Genomic DNA, 20,458 nt, shown 5'->3' with positions numbered 1-20,458 from the left:
TGTCGGGTCAGACCCGCAGGCGCACGTGATAGCCCCGGCCGTCGCGGGCGACGAGCAGCATCACGGTGTTGGCCATGCGGTAACGCTTGAAGGCTCGTGCGAAATCCGTGACCGAGGCCTGCGCCTCCCCGGCGACCTTGACCAGGGCGTCCCCGGGTTTGAGACCGAGCTGCTGGGCCGGGCTGCCGGGCCGCACGCCGGCCACGACCAGGCCGCGGCCGCGGACCTGCACGGTCAGTCCCCAGCGTTTTTCGGCCATTTCCAGGGCCTTCTCGTCCGTGAAGGGCTGCATGCGGACCGTGACCGTGCGCCGGCCGCCCTGGCCGGCCACGTCGAGGGGGACGTCCTGGCCGAGGGTGTAGTTCCTGAGGATGCGCAAATAGTGGTCGCGGTCCTCGACGTCGACCCGGCCCACGGCCATGATCACGTCGCCCGGCCTGATCCCGGCCCGCTCCACGGCGGGCTCGTGGACCTGGGTCACGACCATGCCGCGGGCCTCAGCGAGACCAAGGTAGCTGGCGATGCGCTCGTCCACGTCCTGCCCCTCCAGCCCGAGCCACACGGCCTGGACCCGGCCCAGACTGACCAGCTCGTCGACGACGCGCCGGGCCTTGTTGATGGGGATGGCGAAGCCGATGCCCTGGGCCTCGGCGTAGATGGCCGTGTTGATGCCGACCAGCTCGCCGGCCAGGTTCATGAGGGGGCCGCCGCTGTTGCCGGGGTTGATGGCCGCGTCGGTCTGGATGAAATCCGTGAAGGTGCCCTGCTTGGTTTCGATGGTCCGGCCCATGGCCGAGACCACGCCCGTGGTCACGGTGTTGCCGAAGCCGAAGGGGTTGCCGATGGCGATGACCGTCTCGCCGATCATCATGTCCGAGGAGTCGCCCATGGCCACCTGGGGCAGATCCCGGGCGTCTTTGAGGTGCAGCACGGCCAGGTCGAAGTCCGGGTCAGAGCCCACCAGTTCGCCGTCGTACTGCCGTCCGTCGAGCAGGCGGACGCGGATGGTCGAGGCGCCCTCGATGACGTGGGCGTTGGTCAGGACCAGGTTCTTGCGGCCGTCGATGATGACGCCCGAGCCCAGGCTGCGCTGCTCGAAGCGCCTGGTCAGGTCCTGGTCGCCGAAGAAGTGCCGGAAGAGCTGGTCGTCGAAGAGCGTGCCGAAGGGGTTGACATCCTGCTCGACGATGCGCGCGGTATGGATGTTGACCACGGCCGGGGCCACCTCCCGCACCGTGCGCACGACGGGGGTCATGCGCACGTCGGAGTTTGACGCCGCAGCAAAATGGGCGCTCGTGAGCGCCCAGAAAACGAGTACGGCCAGAAGTCGCGATATCCTCACAGCATCTTCTCCTTGATGAACGTCCTCAACGCAGGGATGCAGGCACCCCCCGAAGCGTCACTCTTCCTCGAAGGTGATGGAGATGGTCCTGTTCTCCGGCTTGGCGACGCGTTTTGGAACGAAAACGTGCAGCAGCCCGGCCCGCATCCTGGCTTCGACGGACGGCGGGTCGATTTCCATGGGCAGGGCGAAACGACGCGAAAAACAGCCGTAGGAGCGCTCCATGCTCTGGAAGGCGACCCCGGCGAGATCGGCGGGCGGCTTGCGTTCGCCGAATATCGCCAGTTCGCTTCCGTGCACCTCCAGAGAAACGTCCTCGCGTTCCAGCCCCGGCAACTCCACCATGATGAGAAAGCCATCGGTCGTCTCCACCACGTCGGCCAGGGGGCGGAACTGCCCCAGCCTCCTGAGGCCCTCGGCAAAGGGCGATGGGCAGACAGAATCCTCCACCAGCCTCTTCATGTCCTCCTTCAGGCACTCCATCTCAAGCCACGGATCCCAGGGAAAAAGCTTGGCCATACCTCACCATCGGTCACACGGTTGCATCGCACCTGCGCCCCCGATACGGGGCGGCGGCAGGCATCACAGAAAAAGGAACGCGCACGCGGCCGCCAGGATCAGCACCCCGGCCACGATCATCCAAACCTTCGTCTTCTCCTGGCCCACGAACATGGCGCTGCCCACCTGGGAGCTGCGGAGGTTCTCGTCCTGGGCCTGGGCCAGACGGCGCAGCGCGTCGGCCTCGGCTTCGTCCTGCATCTCCTGCCCCCGGTCGCGCCGGCGCACCTCCTCCATGGCCAGGGCGTACACCACCCCGCACTTGGGGCACTCGAAGGGGGAGGCGAAATCGTCATCCCCCTCTCTCCGCTCATAGTCGCACTTGGGGCACTTCTCGAGCCGCAGCTTGAGGTTCGGCGGGATGACCACCGGCTCTTCAACGGCCGTCGCCTCGGTCTTTTCGGCAGGCTCTTCCATGCGCTACTCCGCCAGGGTAACTTTCTGCAGTTGAAGGATGTCGATGTCCCCCTTGAATATCTTGGCGATGCCATCCTGATACAAGGTCCGCATGCCTTGTTCAATGGCCATTTCGGCGATCTCGTCGGCCGTCATGCGGCGGGAGATGGCCTTGCGTATTTCCGGCGTGGCCACGAGCAGTTCGTGAATGCCCGTCCGGCCGCGGTATCCCGTCATGGAGCAGCGCCCGCACCCCTTGGCCCGGTACGTCCTGGCCGTGGCACGGTCCAGGCCGAGTTCCGGGAAATACTTCTCGCCGTACTGCTGGACCAGAAATGTCCATTCCTCGTCCGTGGGCGCATGTTCCTCCCTGCATTGCGGGCAGAGAGTCTTGACCAGGCGCTGGGCCAGGATGCCGTGCAGGGCCTCGGAGAAGTTGAGGGATTCGATGCCCATCTCCAGAAGGCGCGTCACGGTCTCGGCCGCGGAGTTGGTGTGCAGGGTGGAAAAGACCATGTGGCCCGTCAGGGAGGCCTCCACGCCGATCTGGGCGGTCTGCAGGTCGCGCATTTCGCCGACCAGGATGACGTCCGGGTCGGCGCGCAGGAAGGAGCGCATGATGCGGGGGAAGTCGAGGCCGATGGCCGGGTCCACCTGCACCTGCTGCAGGCCCGGCTGGGTGATTTCAACCGGGTCCTCGACGGTCCAGATCTTCCTGTCCGGCGTGTTGATGCGCGCCAGGATGGAGTGCAGGGTCGTGGTCTTGCCCGACCCCGTGGGGCCGACCACCAGGAATATGCCGTGGGGCTTGACCACGAGCCGCTCGATGTGCGCCCTGTTGGCGTCGCTCAGGTTGAGCTTGTCGAAGGGCATGGACCGGCCCGAGGAAAGCATGCGCAGGACCGCGCTCTCGCCGTAGACCGTGGGCAGGGTGGCGATACGCAGCTCCAGTTCGCGCCCCTTGAAGCGGACCTTGGCCTTGCCGTCCTGGGGCAGGCGGCGCTCGGAGATGTTCAGGTTGGAGATGATCTTGATGCGCGAGATGACGGGCTTGATGATGCTCTCGGGAATGGACAGGACGCGCTCGCAGGAGCCGTCGATGCGCATGCGCACCATGCCGGGGCGGCCGGGCTTGGCCGGCTCGATGTGGATGTCCGACGCGCCGGCCTTGTGGGCGTGCATGATGACCTTGTTCACGAAGCGCACGGCCAGCTGGCGGCTCTCCTGGGAGATGTCCTCCTCCTCGACCTGCGAGACCTCGAGCCCTTCCTCGGCGATCTCCTCCAGATCGGCGAAGGTGTCGGCCAGATCCTCGCCGAAGTCGTCGTCCACGGACAGCTCGTCCTCGTCCATCTCCTCCGGCAGCTTCGCCTCGAACTTGGTCTTGGCGGCCCCGCCGTTCTTCGGGAGCTGGCTGCGGTCGCCCAGGAAGGCCAGGATCTCCTCGGGCAGACCGACCTTGAACTCGAATTCGTGGACATTCATGGTCCGGCGGATCTCCTCGATCATCTCGGAGTCGTGGGGGTTGTGCACCAGGACCACGGCCCTGTCGCCCCGGACCTGCAGCGGCACCCAGAGGTTGTTGAGCAGATACTGCCGGTTCATGCCCTTGAGGACCTGGTCGGAAACGGGATTGTCCTGAAAGCGCACGAAGGGCGTCTGGTAGTAGAGCTCCAGGGAGGCGCCGATGTCCTCGGCCCTGACCCCGTAATCGTACTGCAGCAGACGCGACGCCGAGACCCCACGCTTGGACGACCTGGATAGCACGTCGTCGAGCTGCTGCCGGGTCACCAGTCCGCGCATGACGAGGTTTTCGTAGGGCCCCTTGGGGAGCTTGCGCTCCTCGAACATCTTCTGGCCCATGATGCTGACGATGAGCCGGCAGAAGGCCTCGTCCTCCCGTGAAAACGCGCCGCCCTTCTTGTTGAGGAGCTGCAGGACGCCCAACAGGGAGTCTTCGTACTGGATGGGCATGGAGATGAGGTTCTCCGTGTCGAACCCGACCAGCTTGTCGTACTCCCGGTCAAAGCGCAGGCTGGGGTGCACGGCCTCGAGGTCGGCGGGCTCGATGCCCTTCAGGATGAGGGGCAGCAGGGACATGGCCGTGTAGCCGGCCACGCTGGATGCCGAAATCTGCAGCCGGACCTCCGCCGGCCGACCGTCCTTCAGGACCACGGAGTAGAGCTCGGAGTTCTTCTCGTCGCAGCGGTAGAGACGGATCTGGTCGACCTGGAAAAGGGCCTTGAGGTCGGGCAGGCACTTGTTCCAGGCCATCTCGAAGGCCTGGGCTTCCTGAAAGATGTTCTTAATGGCGATGAGCTGGGTCTTGGGCATCCTGAATCCTCGCGTTCGAGACGTCGAAATACCTTAAAAAACGAGAAACGGGACCGGGTAAGAACGCTCCGGCCCCGTGAACGACACATCCCCGCGCACGATCAGACCAGATACGTCGGGGCCGAACCGGCGCCGTTGTGTTCGCGCATGGCCCTGATCTTCATGATCAGTTCGTCGCGCTGCTGCTTGAAGATGTAGCGATCGGAATGGCAGCGGATGCGGGCGATGAGCTCGGGCTTGTCCGGCAGCTTGATCATGTAGTCGTTGGCGCCCAGGGCCAGGGCCTTCTTCTTCAGCTCGGGCTCCTCGCGGGCCGAGAGCACGATGAGCGGGACATCGTTGAAATCCTCGCTGCTCTTGAAGAACTTGACCATGGTCAGCCCGTTCACGCCGGGCATGACGAGGTCGAGCATGATGACCGTCGGCTGGGCCGAGATGGCCGTCTCCAAGGCCTTGTCGGGCTCCTTGCAGTAATGGAAGGTGATGTCCGTCTCTCCGGACAGCTTGATGCGCATGGCCTCGCCGATGAGGAACTCGTCATCGATGAGCAGAACCGAAATGGGTATGGGCGTCACGTATTGCGACGCAATGGCGTCAATGTCCTGATTGTACATACTCATGCTTTGCGCTCCACTATCTGCACTTTTTCCATGTATCCTGCCATTTCGTCGAGCAGCAGCTCGATTTCCTCCGGGTTCTTCTGCATCCCTGCCGTCTCTATCCTGTACCCCAGATGGCTGAGATAATCAAAGCCGTAGGTACTCCCCAGCCCCTTCTGGCTGTGCCCGTGCCGGCAGATGAGATCGAAGTTGCCCTTGGTCACCGCCTCGCGCATTTCCTTGATGTTCGTACGCATCGTGTCCATGAACAAGGGTACCAGCTCGTACAGTTCCTCGTCGACCTCCACCGAGTAATCCTGCTCCTCCACGACCGGCTCGATCACCGGTTCGATCTGCACCCCGCCGGACACCGGTTCCGGCGCCTCCTCCTCGACCAGTTCGTCCTTGATGTCGTAGAGAATGTCGACGCGCTCCAGATAGTTGCCCAGGGCGGACAGCAGGGCTGTCAGCTCTTCGGCGTCCCGTGCGTCGGAAGCCGTCTGGATGCGCTGCCCGATGATGCTGATGTAGTCGAAGCCGTAGGTGCTGCCGAAGCCCTTGTGGCTGTGCCCGAAGCGGCGCAGGGTCGGGAAATCCTTCTGGACCAGGGCCTTGTTCATGAGTTCGAGGTCCTTCTGCATGGCGTCCATGAGGAAGGGGATGAGCTCGGACATCTCCGGCGCCACGTGGACCTGGTAACGGCCCGAAACGGGTTCCGGCAGGACGTCCGTCGCGGCCATCTCCTCGGGCTCCTCGGCGGTCTGAATCTTCGGCGCCTCGCCCGTGTTCATGAACACGGCCAGGTGGTTGACCGCCTCGATGACGACCTCCAGCTGCCGGCCCTTGGCCGCGCTTTCGATGATCTTGCCCGCCTGGCTGATCTCATCCACGGCGTAGGTGCTGCCAAGCCCCTTGAGGCTGTGGCCGCTGCGCTGCATGGTCACGAAGTCCTTGGTGGTGATGGCGTCGGCCAGCTGCGACTGGAAGTCGCGCACCGTGCGCAGGAACAGCGGCCGCAGGTCCTCGAGCTCCGGATCGATCTGGACCGGGGAGTCCTTCTCCTCGTACACGTGGGCCGCCAGAGGCTTGACCGGTTCCCGGGTCTCGGGGACCAGGGACTCGAGCTGGCCGGCGAAGCGGTCGACAACTTCGAGCAGAGCCTGCTTCTTGATGGGCTTGGCCAGGAATTCGGTGCAGCCGGCGTCCATGGTCTTCTGGCGGTGCTCCTGGAAGGCGTGGGCCGTCAGGGCGATGATGGGGGTCTTGTACTCCCGCTTCTCGGCCTCCCACATGCGGATGCGCCGGGTAGCCTCCAGGCCGTCCATGACCGGCATCTCCATGTCCATGAGCACGAGGTCGAAAGGTTCCTCCATGAACTTCTCGACGGCGATGCGGCCGTTTTCGGCCTGCACCAGCGTCACGCTCAGGGACTTCAGGAACAGCTCCACCACGCGCCTGTTGGCCTCGACGTCGTCGACCAGCAGGATCTTCCAGCTTCTGTCCTGGAGTCCGGTCAGACGTTTGCGCTGGGCCTCGGAAATGGCCTCGAAGAGCCTGTCGTGCAGCGTGGCCGGACAGTCCTTGCGCAGGATGGTTGACAGGCCGGGCATGTCCGACGTCCCGGGGAGCTTGGCCAGCTCCGCCTCGGAATCGGCCACCAGGACCACGCTGGTGAGCTGCATGCCCTGCCCCATGAGGAGTTGGACGATGTCGAAGCCCGGCTCGTGGTCCACCACGGAATCGACGAGGATGGCCTGGAAGGCCCGGTCGCCCTTGTTGGCGCTCAAGGCGTCGACGGCCAGGGCTGCGGACTTGCGGGACGTGGGCACGATGCCCCAGCTGCGCACCAGGCTCGAAATGCTCTCGTGCCCCTCGGGCATGTCCTCGATGACCAGCAGGCGGGTGTCGACCGGGATCTTCAGCTTGAATTCGGCAGGCTGCATCTGGAAATCGGGCTTCAGCGGCAGCTTGAAGAAGAAGGACGTCCCCTTACCCACTTCGCTCTCGACCCAGATCTTGCCGCCCATGAGTTCCACGAGCTTCTTGGAGATGGCCAGCCCCAGGCCCGTGCCTCCGAACTCGCGGGTCGTGGAGGAGTCGGCCTGGGCGAAGCTCTCGAAGATGGCGTCCACCTTGGAGGCGGGAATGCCGATGCCGGTGTCCCGGATCTCGAAGAGGCAGCACGGCGCCCCGTCGTCCATGACGGACTCGCCGACGGCCAGGGTCACGCCGCCCCTGCTCGTGAACTTGATGGCGTTGCCGAGCAGGTTGATGATGATCTGCCGGATGCGGGTCGGATCGCCCATGTAGCGGTTGGCCAGGCCCGGCGAGACCCTGCGGGTCAGGGCCAGGGACTTCTCCTCGGCCCTGTAGGCGAAGAGCTTGCCCACGTCCTCGACCAGCTCCGGCAGGTTGAAGGAGATTGTCTCGAGCTTGATCTGGCCGACCTCGATCTTGGAGAAGTCGAGAATGTCGTTGATGATCCCGAGCAGCAGTTCGCCCGCCGAGCTGAAGGTCTTGACGTACTCGCGCTGCTCGTCGTTGAGGCTCGTCTCCTGCAGCATTTCGGCCATGCCCAGGATGGCGTTCATGGGCGTGCGGATCTCGTGGCTCATCCTGGCCAGGAACTCGCTCTTGGAGCGCGTGGCGTTGTCGGCCTCCTCCTTGGCCTGGCGCAGGTCCTCGGCGTGCTGGCGCAGCAGCTCGCTGGCCTTCTTGCGGTCGGAGATGTCCTCGATGACCAGGATCACGCCGCGGGACAGGTCCTTGGGGTCGATGGCCTTGGCCGAGACCTGGCTCCAGAACACGGCGCCGTTCTTGCGCCGGAACTGATACTCCATCTGGGCGATCTCTCGTTCCGCCAGACGCCCGTAGAACCTGTTCACGAAATCCTCGTGGTTCCGGGACGAGATGTGGAAGCGCTCCGGGCCGACCAGCGGCATTTCCTCGATGGAGTAGCCGAAGATGGCGGCGAAGCGGCTGTTGGCCCGGATGACCTTGTGGTCCGAGGAGAAGACCGCGATGCCCACCAGGGAGTTGTCGAAGATGGCCTGCAGCTCGTGGTAGGCGTTGTTCAGGTCCTGGGTCCGCTCGTCGACCTTCTTCTCCAGGTCCTCGTAGACCTCCTTGAGGTTGCGGCTCATGATGTTGAAGCCCTCGGCCAGGACGCCGATCTCGTCCTGGCGCTGGTCCAGGTCCGTGGTCACGAACTGCCCCCGGGCGAGGCTCTTGGTCAGGGAGGAGAGGTTGACGACGGGACTGATGAGAACCCGGTTCAGGAAAACGTAGATGAAGATGGCGATGACGCTCAGTACCGCGGCGAAGGCTGCCACGAGCTGCAGGGCGGTGCGCTGGACCTCCTTGCGGGCCTTGTCGATGAACATGCCGAGCTTGACCTGGCCGATGCGCTTGCCGTCCGAGAGGACGTCGCGCGTGACCATGATGACGTCCTTGGGCGTGTAGGCGCTGATGAGGTCGTCACGGGTCAGCCCTGTCCTGACCTGCCCCGTCAGGAACGATTTACCCACCACGTCGACGATCTGGCAGTAGGCGACCCGCGGCGAATACTCCGCCTTGGCGGCCAGCTCCTCCAGCAGGAAGACGCTCTGACGCTGGATGGCCGTCACGCTCGCCGAGGCGACCATCTCGGCCTGCTCCTCGCCCTGCCTGCGGATGTCGCTGACCAGAAAGTCCAGCTGGGTGACGTAGATGAAATATCCCAGCCCGAAGAAGCATGCAGCCAGGATGAACTGCACGCCGAGGTGGATCTTGAACTGGAGCAGATTGAAGAGAGACGTCTTTTTTTCCATATGCGACTCGCGCGGTCTGCCGCATGCGGCAGGGGCAAAGGTTCATGTGGTCGTATGGGGCGCGCCCGTCACGGCGTCGTCAGCACGGAGGAGACGGCGACGAGGAGTTCCTCGCGCCTGATGGGCTTGCTCAGGCACTGCTTGGCGCCCATGAGCCTGGCCCACTTCAGGTAATCCGTCGCACCGCCGCGTCCTCCGGCGGACATGGCGATGATGCGTATGGCGCTGTCTTCCTTGCGCAGCTCCCGGATGATCTGGATGCCTTCCTTGTCCGGCATGATGAGGTCCGTGATGACCAGGTCGAATTTCCCGCTGCGGTACTTCTGCAGCCCTTCCTCGCCGTTGTAGGCCTGGACCACCTCGTACCCGGCGGAGACAAGAATCCTGGCCAGGGCCAGACACATGAGCTTGTCGTCGTCGATGACGAGGATTCGCTGCACGGCGGCCTTCGGGGCGGGCTCGCCGGTTTCGGGGGGGGTGTTCGCTATTTCAGCCATATCTCGACACGGCGGTTTCTTTCCCGGCCGATGCGGGATTCATTGGGTTCCACTGCTTCCTCCTCGCCTGCGGCCAGTACGGTGATGTTGCGCAGCCCCTTGGCCCGGAGCTTGTCGGCGACCACCTCGGCGCGCTTGACGGCCACGGCCAGATTGGAGGCGTACTCGCCGACGGAATCGGAAAATCCGACGAGGATGACGGCCTTGGCCGCATTGGCCGGCTCCTTCATCAGGGCCGCGACACGGCCGATGTCCTGCATGGCCTGCGCGTCAGGCTCCAGGCTCGAGGACTGGAAGCGGAACACGATGGGCAGCCGCTCGGCGCCGTACACCCCGTCCAGATATTCCTGCAGGACGGCCTTGCGGGCCTCGTTGGGCACGACTTCCCCGTCGAACTGCACCAGCCTCGGCAGGGGTCCGCTGATGGCCGGGGCCTTGAGGACCGACGGCGCTCCGGGGCGGAAGATCGACGGAAGGTTCGACGCGGCCTGCTGCGCCCCCGAAACGTGCGTTTCGGCCGCGGCGGAGCCCGCAAGTTCGCCAAGGGTCACGAAACCGAATTTCCCGACGAGTCCCTGTCCGGCGCCGGACAGGCACAGTTTGACGAACTCCTGGGCGTAGACGTTCTTCGAATCGCCCCGGACATAGAGATACATGCTCCGGCTGGCCGGGTAGGTCAGGGCGCGAATGCTTTCGGGGCCGGGAAGAACTGCCTCGGAATCGGCGTTGGCCTTGAGGGGCATCTCGCGGCACGGGCCGGCCAGGGTGATGCTGCAGAAGCCGATGCCCCAGAGATCGCGGGCCACGAACTCGGGCAGTTGGGACTGCACATCGACTTCCCGCGCATCAGGCGAAATCGGCCGCGAGCCAAGGAAGACGCTCTCGAAGAAGCCGCGCGTGGCGAAGGTGTCCTTGAGGGCGAAGACGTTGATCTTCGCCGACGGCCCGCCGACCTGCTCCCAGTTGGTGATCTCGCCGGCGAAAATCTTCCCCACCTGTTCCAGAGTCAGGGCCTTGACCGGGTTGTCCCTGTGCACGACCACGGACACAGCGTCCATGCCGAGCCGGTGCTCGCTCTCGCCGGTGATGGCGTCGGCGCCCATGGACCTGGCGTCGACCGGCGAGAGCTTGTGCGCGGCCAGGGCCACGTCGCACTGCCCGTCCTTGAGGGCCATGAAGCCGAACTGCGTGCCGCGCCCCTGGATCTCGATCTTGCGGATCTCCTTGGCGGCAAAGAAAATTCCCTGCACCGAAAATTCGTCCGCCCCCGCTCCCGGGACGACCTTGACCTCATCGGCGCCAGACTGTCTGAGATAGAGCTGCGCGAGTTCGGGCGCGAGCCTCCCCGCCAGGGTGCTCGCACCGGTGCAGGTCAGGATGGTCTGCTCCGCAAAGGGGGCCGGGATGTACACGCCTTCGACGCGCCCTCCGGCTTCGCCCTTCTTCAGTACGACGGGCGCCGGGGCTTCCCAGCCCGGAATGGCCTTGAACTCCACGAGATAGATGTTCCCGGCGTCCTGCATTTCACCCGCGGCCTGCCACTGGCTGACCACCCGCCACTGTCCGCCGGCCTGGGCCGCCTCCTGCGGAGCGATGGACACCTGCCCGACGATGCGCCCGGATCCCAGGGACAGCAGATCGGGCCAGACGGCCAGCGCCACGGCGAAACCGACGCCGATCAGCGCCACCAGGACAAGCACCACACACCATGTTTTGCCCGCGGAACGCGCGCCCTCCACTTCAGTCATCGAAAGAGCTCCTTTCTCGCATCGCCATATACGTGCACCCCGTCAGGGGAGAATGTATCTGCCCAGCACCGTATCGAAGCCGCTCGTGTCCCGGAAAACGGCACCAACCTTGAAGCCCCGGACGGAGGTGATCTCGATTTCCTTTTCCAGGGGGGACTGGTCCTCGTCGTCCAGCAGGAAACGTACGACCACGATATCGCCCACGCCGAGCGCACACCTCTCGGATTCGAAGCCGATCCCGGTCAGCGACAGATCGGTAACGTGCACATCCCCCAAAGGCTCAAGCGTCTCGAACGACGCGTACAGGAGCCCGTGCAGGGACGTTTCCATGCGATAGTATTTGCGAAAATTGAAAGACACCTTGAACTTGTGCGCACAACGACGGCACGTTGCGTTCACTTTCCAATGGGAGACGTCCTTGATCTTTTCGACGTTGATGGATTTTTCCAGATTGCAGGACGGACAGCGGAAGGAAACGACGAGTTTCCTGTGCACGAAAACTTCGACATCCGATGATTTGCTTTCATTCATTATGTGCTGTCTCGTGTTGAAGTGTGCAGGTCGGGAAAACGCCGGGACATGCCGCCATCAGGCGTCGTCGCCGCTGGCCTCGCACAGTTTCCGCAGCGCCGTCACGAACGGCCGCCGGGTCCATCTCGTCGGATAGTGCCGTTGATGTCACGCACTGCCGCATGTTTCAAGGGAAAATGGGGCTCTCCCGGTACGGGTGCGCCGGAGTCCGGCGCCCGCCATGCATGATGCAGCCTTACCCGGTCCGTCGCGCTGTCGATGACCTCACCCGCGACGCTTGCGGCCATCCATCCTCCCATTGTCGTCGGATATGCGAGATATCATTATCAATCTTTATCAATAAAGCAATCCATATCATGAATTCTCTTCAACACGTCATGCAAGAGCATGCATATCTCTTGCGAGTTGATACGTTGTCTTATGCGTAGAAAGACGAAACGGGCGCATCCGGGCATCCGGTTGACACCTCCGGACAACTGGACAAGTATTGATGATGCCAAGCGCCCGCCCATTGCAGACTCACCTTCCGAAGCATGATCGCGCGCCAGGGTTGTGGCCGCCACAAAACCTGCTGCCCGTGCGCGACCGGCAGGCCGGCGCCGACGGCACCCGCAAGCTGCTCCTGGAACTCGCCGACGGGCAGTCCGTCGAGACCGTCATCATGGACATGCCCAAGTCGCACACCGTCTGCCTCTCCACGCAGGTCGGCTGCCCCGTGGGCTGCACCTTTTGCCGCACGGGCGGTTCCGGCTTCGTCCGCAACCTGACCGCAGGCGAACTCCTGGCCCAGATCGCGACCGCCGGCGAGGAACTCCGCGCCGCCACGGGCCGGTTGCCCGAGCGGGCCGTGTTCATGGGCATGGGCGAACCCCTGCTCAATTTCACGGCCCTGCGCGGCTGCCTGGAAAACCTCGCGCGGGCCAGCGGGCCTCATCTTTCCTGGAGGAAGATTCTGGTATCGACAGTCGGCATCCCGGAACGCCTCGACGAACTCGGGCGCCTGCGGCTGGCCCTGCCCGCCGTCTCCCTGCACGCCCCGACTCAGGATCTGCGAGACAGGCTCATGCCCGGGGCCCGGGCCTGGCCCCTGCGGGAGCTCATGCCGGCCATGCTGCGCTATCCCCTGCCCGGGCGGGAGCGCATGACGGTCGAATACATCCTCATCCGCGACGCCAACGACGCCGACCGGCACGCGCGCCAGCTCCATGAACTCCTCGGGGACATGCGCGCCAAGATCAACCTCATCCCGTGCAACCCCGTACCCGGCGCCCCCCACCGGGCGCCGGACCGGGAACGAACCGAAGGCTTCGCGGCCGCCCTCAAGGCCCTGGGCCGCACCGCCTTCGTGCGGCGCAGCCACGGCCCTGACATCATGGCCGCCTGCGGCCAGCTGCGCGGACGCCACCGCGCGGACGACGCGGGGACGGGCTGCACGCAGCAGGAGACACGAGCATGAACCCGCGACGCACGCACGTTCTCAGGGCTGCCCCGGAAGGGAGGGGGCCGGTGGTGTACTGGATGCACCGCGACTTCCGCGCGGCCGACAACTGGGGCCTGACCTGCGCCAGGCTCGAAGCCCTGCGCCTGGGCCGGCCCGTGGCCGTCGTCTTCTGCCTGGCGCCGTCCTTTGGCGCCGCCACGACCGCGCACTTCGACTTCCTTCTGCAGGGCCTGGAGGAAACCGACGCGGCCCTGCGCCGGGAGGGCATCCCCCTCTTCGCGCTGCGCGGGGAGCCCGGCAGGGAGGTCGCCGCCTTCGCCCGCGCCCACGACGCGGCCCTCGTCGTCACGGACTTCGACCCCCTGCGGGCCAAGAGAGACTGGGCCCGGGATCTGCTGGACGCAAGCGCCCAGCCGGTCTGGGAAGTGGACTCCCGCAACATCGTCCCGGCACGTGAGGCCACGGACCGCCGCGAGTACATGGCCAAGACGATCCGGCCCAGAATCCGGCGGCAGCTGCACGAATTCCTGGACAACTTCCCCGCCCTGCCGCCCCAACCGCGACGTCTGCTCCAACCTTTCGGCGCATCTGCACTTCGGCATGATCTCGGCCCAGCGCGTGGCGCTCGAAATCATGGCCCGCAAGCTGTCCGGCGAGCACGTGGACTCGTTTCTGGAGGAACTAATCGTCCGCCGCGAGCTTTCCGACAACTTCTGCCTCCACACCCCAGACTACGACCGTGAATCCGGCTTCCCGGCCTGGGCCCGGGAAACCCTGCGCCGGCACCGCAAGGACCCGCGGCCGGCAATCTATTCCCCGGAGGAACTCGAAGGGGCCCGCACCCACGACCCCCTGTGGAACGCGGCTCAGACCCAGATGGTCCGCTGCGGCAAGATGCACGGGTACCTGCGCATGTACTGGGCCAAGAAGATCCTGGAGTGGTCGCCGTCGGCCGAGGACGCCATGCGCGCGGCCATCCTCCTCAACGACCGCTACAGCCTCGACGGCCGCGACAGCAACGGGTACACGGGCATCGCCTGGTCCATCGGCGGCGTGCACGACCGCGGCTGGACCGAACGGCCGGTTTTCGGCAAGATCAGGTACATGAATATGGCCGGCGCACGCCGGAAATTCGACGTCGACCGTTTCGTCCGATCCTGGCTCCCCGGCCCGGACGCACCGCCAACCCGACCCTAGGAAGCCCGAATGCCCGCATCGCAGGTCCGGTTTCTCCTCGCGCTCTGCCTTGCCGTTGCGGTCTGTCTCGGCCCGCGGCCCGGTGTCGCGGCGCCCATGGAGTACACGGTGGACATCCCGCCGCTGCCCGAAGACCTCACCCCTCTGCTGGCCTCGGTCTCGGACTGCGTGGGGCTGCGGGAGAATCCGCCGGACTCCCCCGGCCTGCTGCGCAAGCGCATGCGCGGCGATGTCGAGTCCTTTGCCCGCGCCCTCGACTCCAGGGGGTATTTCCAGGCCTCCATCGAGGGCGAACTCGACACCCAGGCACGTCCTGCGGCGGTGCGCTTCCGCATCGACCCCGGCTCCCGCTTCGTCTTCGCCAGGCCAGAACTGATCCTGCGGCCCGCAGACCCCGCTGCGGCCAGCCTCATGAGCGACACGCTCATGGGCATCCAGACCGGCTCCGGCTACTCCTCCGGTACGGTCCTCGATGTGGAGACCGCCCTTCTCGAACGCCTCAAGGAATACGGCCACCCCTCTCCGGCCCTGATTTCGCGCGATGTGGCGGCCGACCACTCCACCCGGGAAGTGCACGTCACGTACGTCGTCGATCCCGGCCGGGCCGCGACGTTCGGCGAGACCGAATTTTCAGGGTTGGAGACCATCTCCGAAGCCTTCGTCGCCCCGGAACTGGCATGGAGCGCAGGCGCCCCCTATGACCGACGGCTGGTGGACAAGACGAGGGAAAACCTCATCCGCACGGGGCTCTTCCGCTCGGTCCGCATCGTCCCGGCCCATCAGCCGGGCGCAGACAGCGTGACCATGCGCGTGTCCCTGCTCGAAGCCCCGCCGCGCACCGTCCGCGCGGGCCTGTGGCACTATTCCGACCTGGGCCTCGGAGCCGGGCTGGGATGGACGCACCGCAACATCTTCGGCGCTGGCCAGGAGCTGCGTCTGGACTCGTCCGTCTCGGAAAAGCTGCAGCAGGCCGGCTCGGAACTGATCCTGCCCAACATGGGCCAGCCCCGCCAGAGCCTGGGCCTGACGGCCAGGTACAAGAGCGAACAGACCGACGTCTACGACGCCACCAACCTCATCCTGTCCGCCATGGTCCGGCGCCCCCTTTCGGAGCTCGAGGTCGGCTGCGGCCTCGGCTACCGTCTCTCGCGCGTGGACAACGACGAAGTGCGCACCTTCAACCTCATCTCGACGCCGCTCATCGCGGAGTTCTCAAGCGCCGACAACCCGCTGGAGCCCACCACGGGGCTGACCCTGGCCGCTCGCATGGAACCGTTCGCCAGCATTGATCAGAGTGGGACGTCCTTCGTCTTCTGGGACGTCTCGGGCCGCCACTACCTGCCCCTGACCAGGGACAAGTCCCTCGTCCTGGCCACCCGCGGCCGCTACAGCCTCCTGGCCGGCGCCAGCCGCGAGAGCATTCCCGAGGACATGCTCCTCTACGCCGGCGGCGGCGGGTCCATCCGCGGGTACGCCTACCAGTACGCAGGCCAGCTCGACGAGGACGACGAGCCCCTGGGCGGGGTGAGCGCCGTGGATTTCTCCGCGGAACTGCGCTGGCGCATCAACAGGGAGTACGGGTTCGTCATCTTCGGCGACGGCGGTGGCGCGTTCTCCGGGCGCAGTCCGGCCGAGAAGGAGGCATATTTCTGGGGCACGGGCGCGGGACTGCGCTACTACACCCCCATCGGCCCCATCCGCCTGGACGTGGCGGTGCCCCTGGACCGCCGGGACGGCATCGACGACCCATTCCAACTCTACATCAGCCTGGGACAGGCCTTCTGATGGCGGCGCTTGCACAGCCCATACGCAGGCGTCTCCTTCTCGCCCTGGCCACCGTCGTCGTTGCGGCTACCATGTTCGCGGCCGTCACCCTGGGCACCGAACGCGGCAGGCAGGCACTCCTGGACGCCATCGGCGGCCTGGCGGCCGGGCCGCATTTCCGTCTCGAAATGCGGGGCCTGCGCATCGGGGCACAGTGGAAACTCGAAGAACTGACCGTCAGCGACGCCGCTGGGCCATGGCTGTTCGCGGAGGACATCACCATCCGCCCGGTCCTGGGGGAGCTGTTCCTCGGCCGCGTCACCCTGAACCATCTGGGCGTGGGGACCCTCGCCCTGGAACGCCTCCCGGCCGCCGGGGAATCCTCGGGCGGCGCGGGCTTGTCGGGGCTTCGCATCCGCAGCATTGATGCCGGCACGATCCGGGTCGGACAGGCGGTGGCCGGGCACGCGGCGCTCCTCTCCCTCCACGGCGCGGTCGCGCTTGACGCGCGGGAAGCCCGGGCCAGCCTGCAGCTGACGCGGCTGGACCGCGACGGGGACGCCCTCGACCTGGAGGGGCGGGCCCATTTCGCCAGGCGCGAGATGGACGTACGCCTGGACCTGCGGGAGGCACCGGGGGGCCTGCTGCATTCCCTTTCCCATGTGAACGGGACCGAAGGCATTTCCCTGGCCGTATCCGGAAGCGGACCGTTCCGCGACTGTCCGCTGACCCTGGAGGCCCGGCTGTCCGATGTCCTGAAGCTCTCCGGCAACGCCACCCTGGACCTTGATGATGGACCGCGGGTGGCTCTGCAGGCCGGCTTCACGCCCGGGCCCGCCTGGACCGGGTGGTCGGGGCTGCCGCCCGAGGAGGCCGACATCGCCGCCAGCGGCTCGTGGCGGGATCCGATCCTGCACCTGACCCGCTTCGACGTGCGCAACCGCATCGCGGACATCGGGGGCAACGCCACCTGGGACAGCGGGTCGGGCACGCTCGACGCCCGGCTCGAAGGGCGGGCAAAGGACCTGGGCGCCGTCACGCCGCCCGCCGTCAGTCCCGGCGCGGCGTCGGCGCTGGCCGCCCTGCGGCTGGACGGCGACGGCCTGCATGCCAGCGTGCAGGCCAGCCTTGCGGCCTGGAACTTCTCCGGCCAGGCCCTGTCCGAAGCGGCGGCGGACCTCGTCCTGGAAATGCCGACGGGGCTGAACCGCTGGCAGGGGCGGGGGGAAATGCGCGCCATGGCCCCCGGCCTGCCCGAAGGCATGCGCACGTGGAACGCCACCGCCACGCTGGGCGGCGATTTCACGACCATCTCCATCGACGGGCTTCACCTGACCTCGGAAAAAATATCCGGCGACCTCAACGGCCGGGTCGGCCGGGACATGAACATCGCGGCCAGGATCGACATGCGGGACATCCCCCTGTGCATCGGGACACCCGGCCTTTCTGGGTCCTTCGTTTCGGCCCTCAAGGGCGCTGTGGCGCCCGACGCACGCAGCCTGTCCGGGGAGTTGGCCGTGAACGCGACAGACATCGCGGGGCTTCCCCGGGACATCGAAGAGCTGCTGGGCCGCGACGGCCGCCTCCAGGCCGTCTTCGAAGCCGGAGCCGAGCGCGTCCTGATCCGTGAAGCCACGCTGCGCGCACGCACCCAGGTCACCATGAACGGAGAACTCGACCCGGCCTCGTCGCGCTTCCGGACCGAGTTTGACGCCACCCTGCCCGCCCTGCGCCGGGCGGGCCTGAGCCTGCCGAACGGCGCATCCGTGCGCGGGACGGCCGAAGGCGCGCCGGCCTCTTTCGCCCTGAAGCTGACGGCGCAAAGCGGCGCCCTCGCGGCCTCGGGGCTTGAACTGAACGGACTGCGGGCCAGCGCGACATTGCAGAATCTCCCGAAGCTCCCGGCCGTGAGCCTCACGGCCGCAGCGCAAGCGGCCGGCCAGCCCGCAAGCCTGCACATCGAGGCCGTGCCGACCGGCCGGGACGTGCGCGTCTCCCATTTCCTGCTTGAAGCGCCGGGCACGAAAATCCAGGCCACAGGCGACCTCGACCCGGCCACCCTGCTTTTTGCCGGAACCGTGGACGTTTCAAGCGAGGACCTTGGCGTCCCGGGGCTGATCCTGGGCCAGGACCTGCGGGGGACACTCGCCGCCCATGCCGAACTGACCAGAGGCAAGGGCGCACAGCATGTCCGGGTCGAGGGCCGCGGCCGTGGCATCGGTCTCATGGGCCTGGACATCGGCCGGGCGTCGATAGACGGATTCTCGGTCTGGCCTGACCCGCTGCGCGGGACGGACATGCGGGTCTCCCTCGACGCGGTGGACACGGGCGCGCTCAGGGCGGACCGGATCACCGCAGGGGTGCGGGGCGCAGACCGGGGGCTGGCCTTCGACCTGGGTCTGAGCCGCGCCTCGGCCCACACCGACATCGAGGCCAAAGGGTTCCTTTCGCCATCCCCGGCTCGGCTGCGGATCGACAGCCTGCAGGGCACCCTTCTGCGCGAACGGGTGCGTCTCGAATCCCCGCTCGACGTGACCTGGGACGCCGGCCGGACCGAGTGGCGGGAGGCGGTCCTGAGTTTCGGCCGCGCCAGGCTGACCAGCCGGGGAGCCGTCGCACCCGACGGGACCGACATTTCGGCCGAGCTGCGGGACCTGGACCCGGCCATGCTCCGCACCGCCTTTCCGGGCATGCCCGGGGCCCTCGTCAACGCACGGCTGCATGTCCAGGGTTCTCCGCTGAATCCCGATGCGGTGCTGGACATGGAGGCCCGCGAAATCCGCGTCAGAGGCGGCGGAATCGGCAACCTGCAGGATCTCGGAGCAACAGCGCAGGCACGCCTCGGAGGCGACCGGGTGGAAGCGCGGGCCTCCATCGCTTCGGCCAGCGGAATCGCCCTGGACGCGGAACTGGCCTGCCCCATCCGAGCCGAACTGACATCCATCGACGTGCGCCCCGACGCCCCCCTCTCGGGCCGGATCGGCGGATACGCCGAACTCGGCATCCTGCCCACCCTCCTGCGCCTGGACGACCAGGCCGTGGCAGGCAAATGCGAACTCGACCTGCGGGTCGGCGGGACTTGGTCGAACCCAGCCCTGACCGGCGCGGCCAAGGTCCGCGGCGGCCGCTACGAGAACTTCCGCAGCGGCACGGCCGTGGAGTCCGCCGACGTGGATGCCCTGGCCACGGGAACTGCCATCGAGCTGAACGCCACGGCCACCGACGGCGGGACGGGCAAAGCCGCCGGACGCGGCATGGTGGACCTGGGCGCCCTGACCTATGCCTTCGACGTGGATCTCAAGGCCTTCCGCCTGCTGCGGCTGGATCTGATCCAGGGTGCGGCCGCAGGCCCCTTCCGCTTCAGCGGCGACCTGGACGCGGCCGCCCTGTCAGGCGACCTGACCCTGGACCCCGCCACCATCGCCCTGCCCAAGTCCACGGCCAAGGAAGCGCCGCACATCGACATCCGCGAAATCAATACAGGTGCCACGGGGAACCACACACCCGTTGTCGAGCCACGCTTCCTGATCGGGATGGACCTGAACGTGGACATTCCCGCCAGACTCACGGTCAAGGGACGCGGCCTGGATTCGGAATGGGGCGGCCGGCTACACATCGGCGGACACCACGCCCGTCCCGCCTTGAGCGGGGAGATGAACCTCCTGCGCGGCACCTTCGACTTCCTCGACCGCACCTTCGACCTGACCAAGGGCTCCCTGCTCATGGCCGGGGAGAGCCCGCCCAACCCCTTCCTGGACATGCTCGGCGAAACCCGCGTCCTGGATACGGTCGTGCAGGTCCATCTGAACGGACCGGCCAGGAATTTCCGCCTGAACCTGACCTCCATCCCGGCCCTGCCCCAGGACGAACTCCTGGCCATGATCCTTTTCGGCCGCTCCATGCGCGAGATCTCGCCCCTGCAGGCCGTGGCCCTGGCCCAGGCTGCGGCCGAGATGACGGGCGTCGGCACCGGCCTGGACGTGCTCGGGGCCGTCAAGTCCCGTCTGGGGCTGCAGGAGGTCGATGTGCGCAAGGACGAGGAGGACGAAACATCCGTAGGGGTCGGCGGGTACGTCGGCGGGAAATACTACATCCGGACGCAGCGCAGCGTGTCCGGCCAGGACCGGACCAAGGTCGAGGTACAGCTGACGCCGAAGATCAGCGTCGAGACCGAGGTCGGGACGGACTCCCGGCAGGGCGCCGGAATCAACTGGAAGCACGATTACTGAGAAAAGCCGGGGA

At 66.3% G+C, this 20,458-nt stretch carries 12 protein-coding genes and 1 pseudogene; 4 read left to right on the top strand and 9 right to left on the bottom strand.

Translation table 11 applies throughout. The features are described 5' to 3' along the window. Window positions 1-7 precede the first annotated feature (7 nt). The 9 genes from G394_RS0113945 to G394_RS19325 all read right to left on the bottom strand — a co-directional run bounded on the left by G394_RS0113945 (window position 8) and on the right by G394_RS19325 (window position 11,814). Window positions 8-1,342 (bottom strand): trypsin-like peptidase domain-containing protein, encoded by a 1,335-nt coding sequence (locus G394_RS0113945; RefSeq protein ID WP_028578179.1) that lies wholly within the window; start codon window positions 1,340-1,342, stop codon window positions 8-10. A 57-nt stretch (window positions 1,343-1,399) separates the two neighbouring features. Next, a complete protein-coding gene (locus G394_RS0113940) occupies window positions 1,400-1,861 on the bottom strand; it encodes an Hsp20/alpha crystallin family protein (RefSeq protein WP_028578178.1) in 462 nt (153 codons plus the stop codon). 63 nt (window positions 1,862-1,924) lie between these two features. Continuing rightward, window positions 1,925-2,317 (bottom strand): hypothetical protein, encoded by a 393-nt coding sequence (locus G394_RS0113935; protein WP_028578177.1) that lies wholly within the window; start codon window positions 2,315-2,317, stop codon window positions 1,925-1,927. Window positions 2,318-2,320: 3 nt separating this feature from the next. Then, on the bottom strand, window positions 2,321-4,630 hold the full coding sequence (locus G394_RS0113930; protein WP_028578176.1) for a GspE/PulE family protein: 2,310 nt from the start codon (window positions 4,628-4,630) through the stop codon (window positions 2,321-2,323). A 101-nt stretch (window positions 4,631-4,731) separates the two neighbouring features. Then, the gene (locus tag G394_RS19335) at window positions 4,732-5,250 is read right to left on the bottom strand and encodes a response regulator (RefSeq protein ID WP_051307206.1); all 519 of its coding nucleotides are present in this window, start codon (window positions 5,248-5,250) and stop codon (window positions 4,732-4,734) included. Further along, window positions 5,247-9,038: an ATP-binding protein gene (locus G394_RS20375; protein ID WP_028578175.1), complete on the bottom strand. Its 3,792-nt coding sequence runs from the start codon at window positions 9,036-9,038 to the stop codon at window positions 5,247-5,249. Before G394_RS20375 ends, G394_RS19335 begins: the two co-directional genes overlap by 4 nt. Before the next feature lie 68 nt (window positions 9,039-9,106). Continuing rightward, entirely contained in the window at window positions 9,107-9,535 is a 429-nt protein-coding gene (locus tag G394_RS0113915; protein ID WP_084435681.1) for a response regulator transcription factor, read from the bottom strand. Beyond that, entirely contained in the window at window positions 9,523-11,283 is a 1,761-nt protein-coding gene (locus G394_RS0113910; protein WP_028578173.1) for a phosphate ABC transporter substrate-binding/OmpA family protein, read from the bottom strand. The genes G394_RS0113915 and G394_RS0113910 overlap by 13 nt, the downstream gene beginning before the upstream one ends. Before the next feature lie 42 nt (window positions 11,284-11,325). Further along, window positions 11,326-11,814 carry a PilZ domain-containing protein gene (locus G394_RS19325; RefSeq protein WP_043776016.1) on the bottom strand — a complete coding sequence of 163 codons (489 nt, stop codon included), beginning with the start codon at window positions 11,812-11,814 and terminating at the stop codon, window positions 11,326-11,328. A gap of 550 nt (window positions 11,815-12,364) precedes the next feature. Here G394_RS19325 and rlmN point away from each other — a divergent pair. From rlmN to G394_RS0113885, 4 genes and pseudogenes are all read left to right on the top strand, one after another. Further along, window positions 12,365-13,270: a 23S rRNA (adenine(2503)-C(2))-methyltransferase RlmN gene (gene rlmN, locus G394_RS19320; RefSeq protein ID WP_051307205.1), complete on the top strand. Its 906-nt coding sequence runs from the start codon at window positions 12,365-12,367 to the stop codon at window positions 13,268-13,270. After that, window positions 13,267-14,452: pseudogene (locus tag G394_RS21845) on the top strand (deoxyribodipyrimidine photo-lyase). Before rlmN ends, G394_RS21845 begins: the two are co-directional and overlap by 4 nt. Before the next feature lie 9 nt (window positions 14,453-14,461). After that, on the top strand, window positions 14,462-16,237 hold the full coding sequence (locus G394_RS0113890; RefSeq protein ID WP_028578172.1) for an autotransporter assembly complex protein TamA: 1,776 nt from the start codon (window positions 14,462-14,464) through the stop codon (window positions 16,235-16,237). Continuing rightward, window positions 16,237-20,445 carry a translocation/assembly module TamB domain-containing protein gene (locus G394_RS0113885; protein WP_028578171.1) on the top strand — a complete coding sequence of 1,403 codons (4,209 nt, stop codon included), beginning with the start codon at window positions 16,237-16,239 and terminating at the stop codon, window positions 20,443-20,445. Before G394_RS0113890 ends, G394_RS0113885 begins: the two co-directional genes overlap by 1 nt. The last annotated feature ends 13 nt before the right edge of the window (window positions 20,446-20,458 follow it).

The sequence above is a fragment of the Desulfomicrobium escambiense DSM 10707 genome (genome assembly GCF_000428825.1).
Classification (GTDB): domain Bacteria; phylum Desulfobacterota; class Desulfovibrionia; order Desulfovibrionales; family Desulfomicrobiaceae; genus Desulfomicrobium; species Desulfomicrobium escambiense.
This window is presented reverse-complemented; position numbering and strand designations above follow the sequence as displayed.

Coding starts and splice junctions, on each gene's coding strand:
- G394_RS0113910 (WP_028578173.1), bottom strand. CDS start 11,283: ATGACTGAAGTGGAGGGCGCGCGTTCCGCGGGCAAAACATGGTGTGTG.
- G394_RS0113930 (WP_028578176.1), bottom strand. CDS start 4,630: ATGCCCAAGACCCAGCTCATCGCCATTAAGAACATCTTTCAGGAAGCC.
- G394_RS0113890 (WP_028578172.1), top strand. CDS start 14,462: ATGCCCGCATCGCAGGTCCGGTTTCTCCTCGCGCTCTGCCTTGCCGTT.
- G394_RS19335 (WP_051307206.1), bottom strand. CDS start 5,250: ATGAGTATGTACAATCAGGACATTGACGCCATTGCGTCGCAATACGTG.
- G394_RS20375 (WP_028578175.1), bottom strand. CDS start 9,038: ATGGAAAAAAAGACGTCTCTCTTCAATCTGCTCCAGTTCAAGATCCAC.
- G394_RS0113885 (WP_028578171.1), top strand. CDS start 16,237: ATGGCGGCGCTTGCACAGCCCATACGCAGGCGTCTCCTTCTCGCCCTG.
- G394_RS0113940 (WP_028578178.1), bottom strand. CDS start 1,861: ATGGCCAAGCTTTTTCCCTGGGATCCGTGGCTTGAGATGGAGTGCCTG.
- G394_RS0113915 (WP_084435681.1), bottom strand. CDS start 9,535: ATGGCTGAAATAGCGAACACCCCCCCCGAAACCGGCGAGCCCGCCCCG.
- G394_RS19325 (WP_043776016.1), bottom strand. CDS start 11,814: ATGAATGAAAGCAAATCATCGGATGTCGAAGTTTTCGTGCACAGGAAA.
- G394_RS0113935 (WP_028578177.1), bottom strand. CDS start 2,317: ATGGAAGAGCCTGCCGAAAAGACCGAGGCGACGGCCGTTGAAGAGCCG.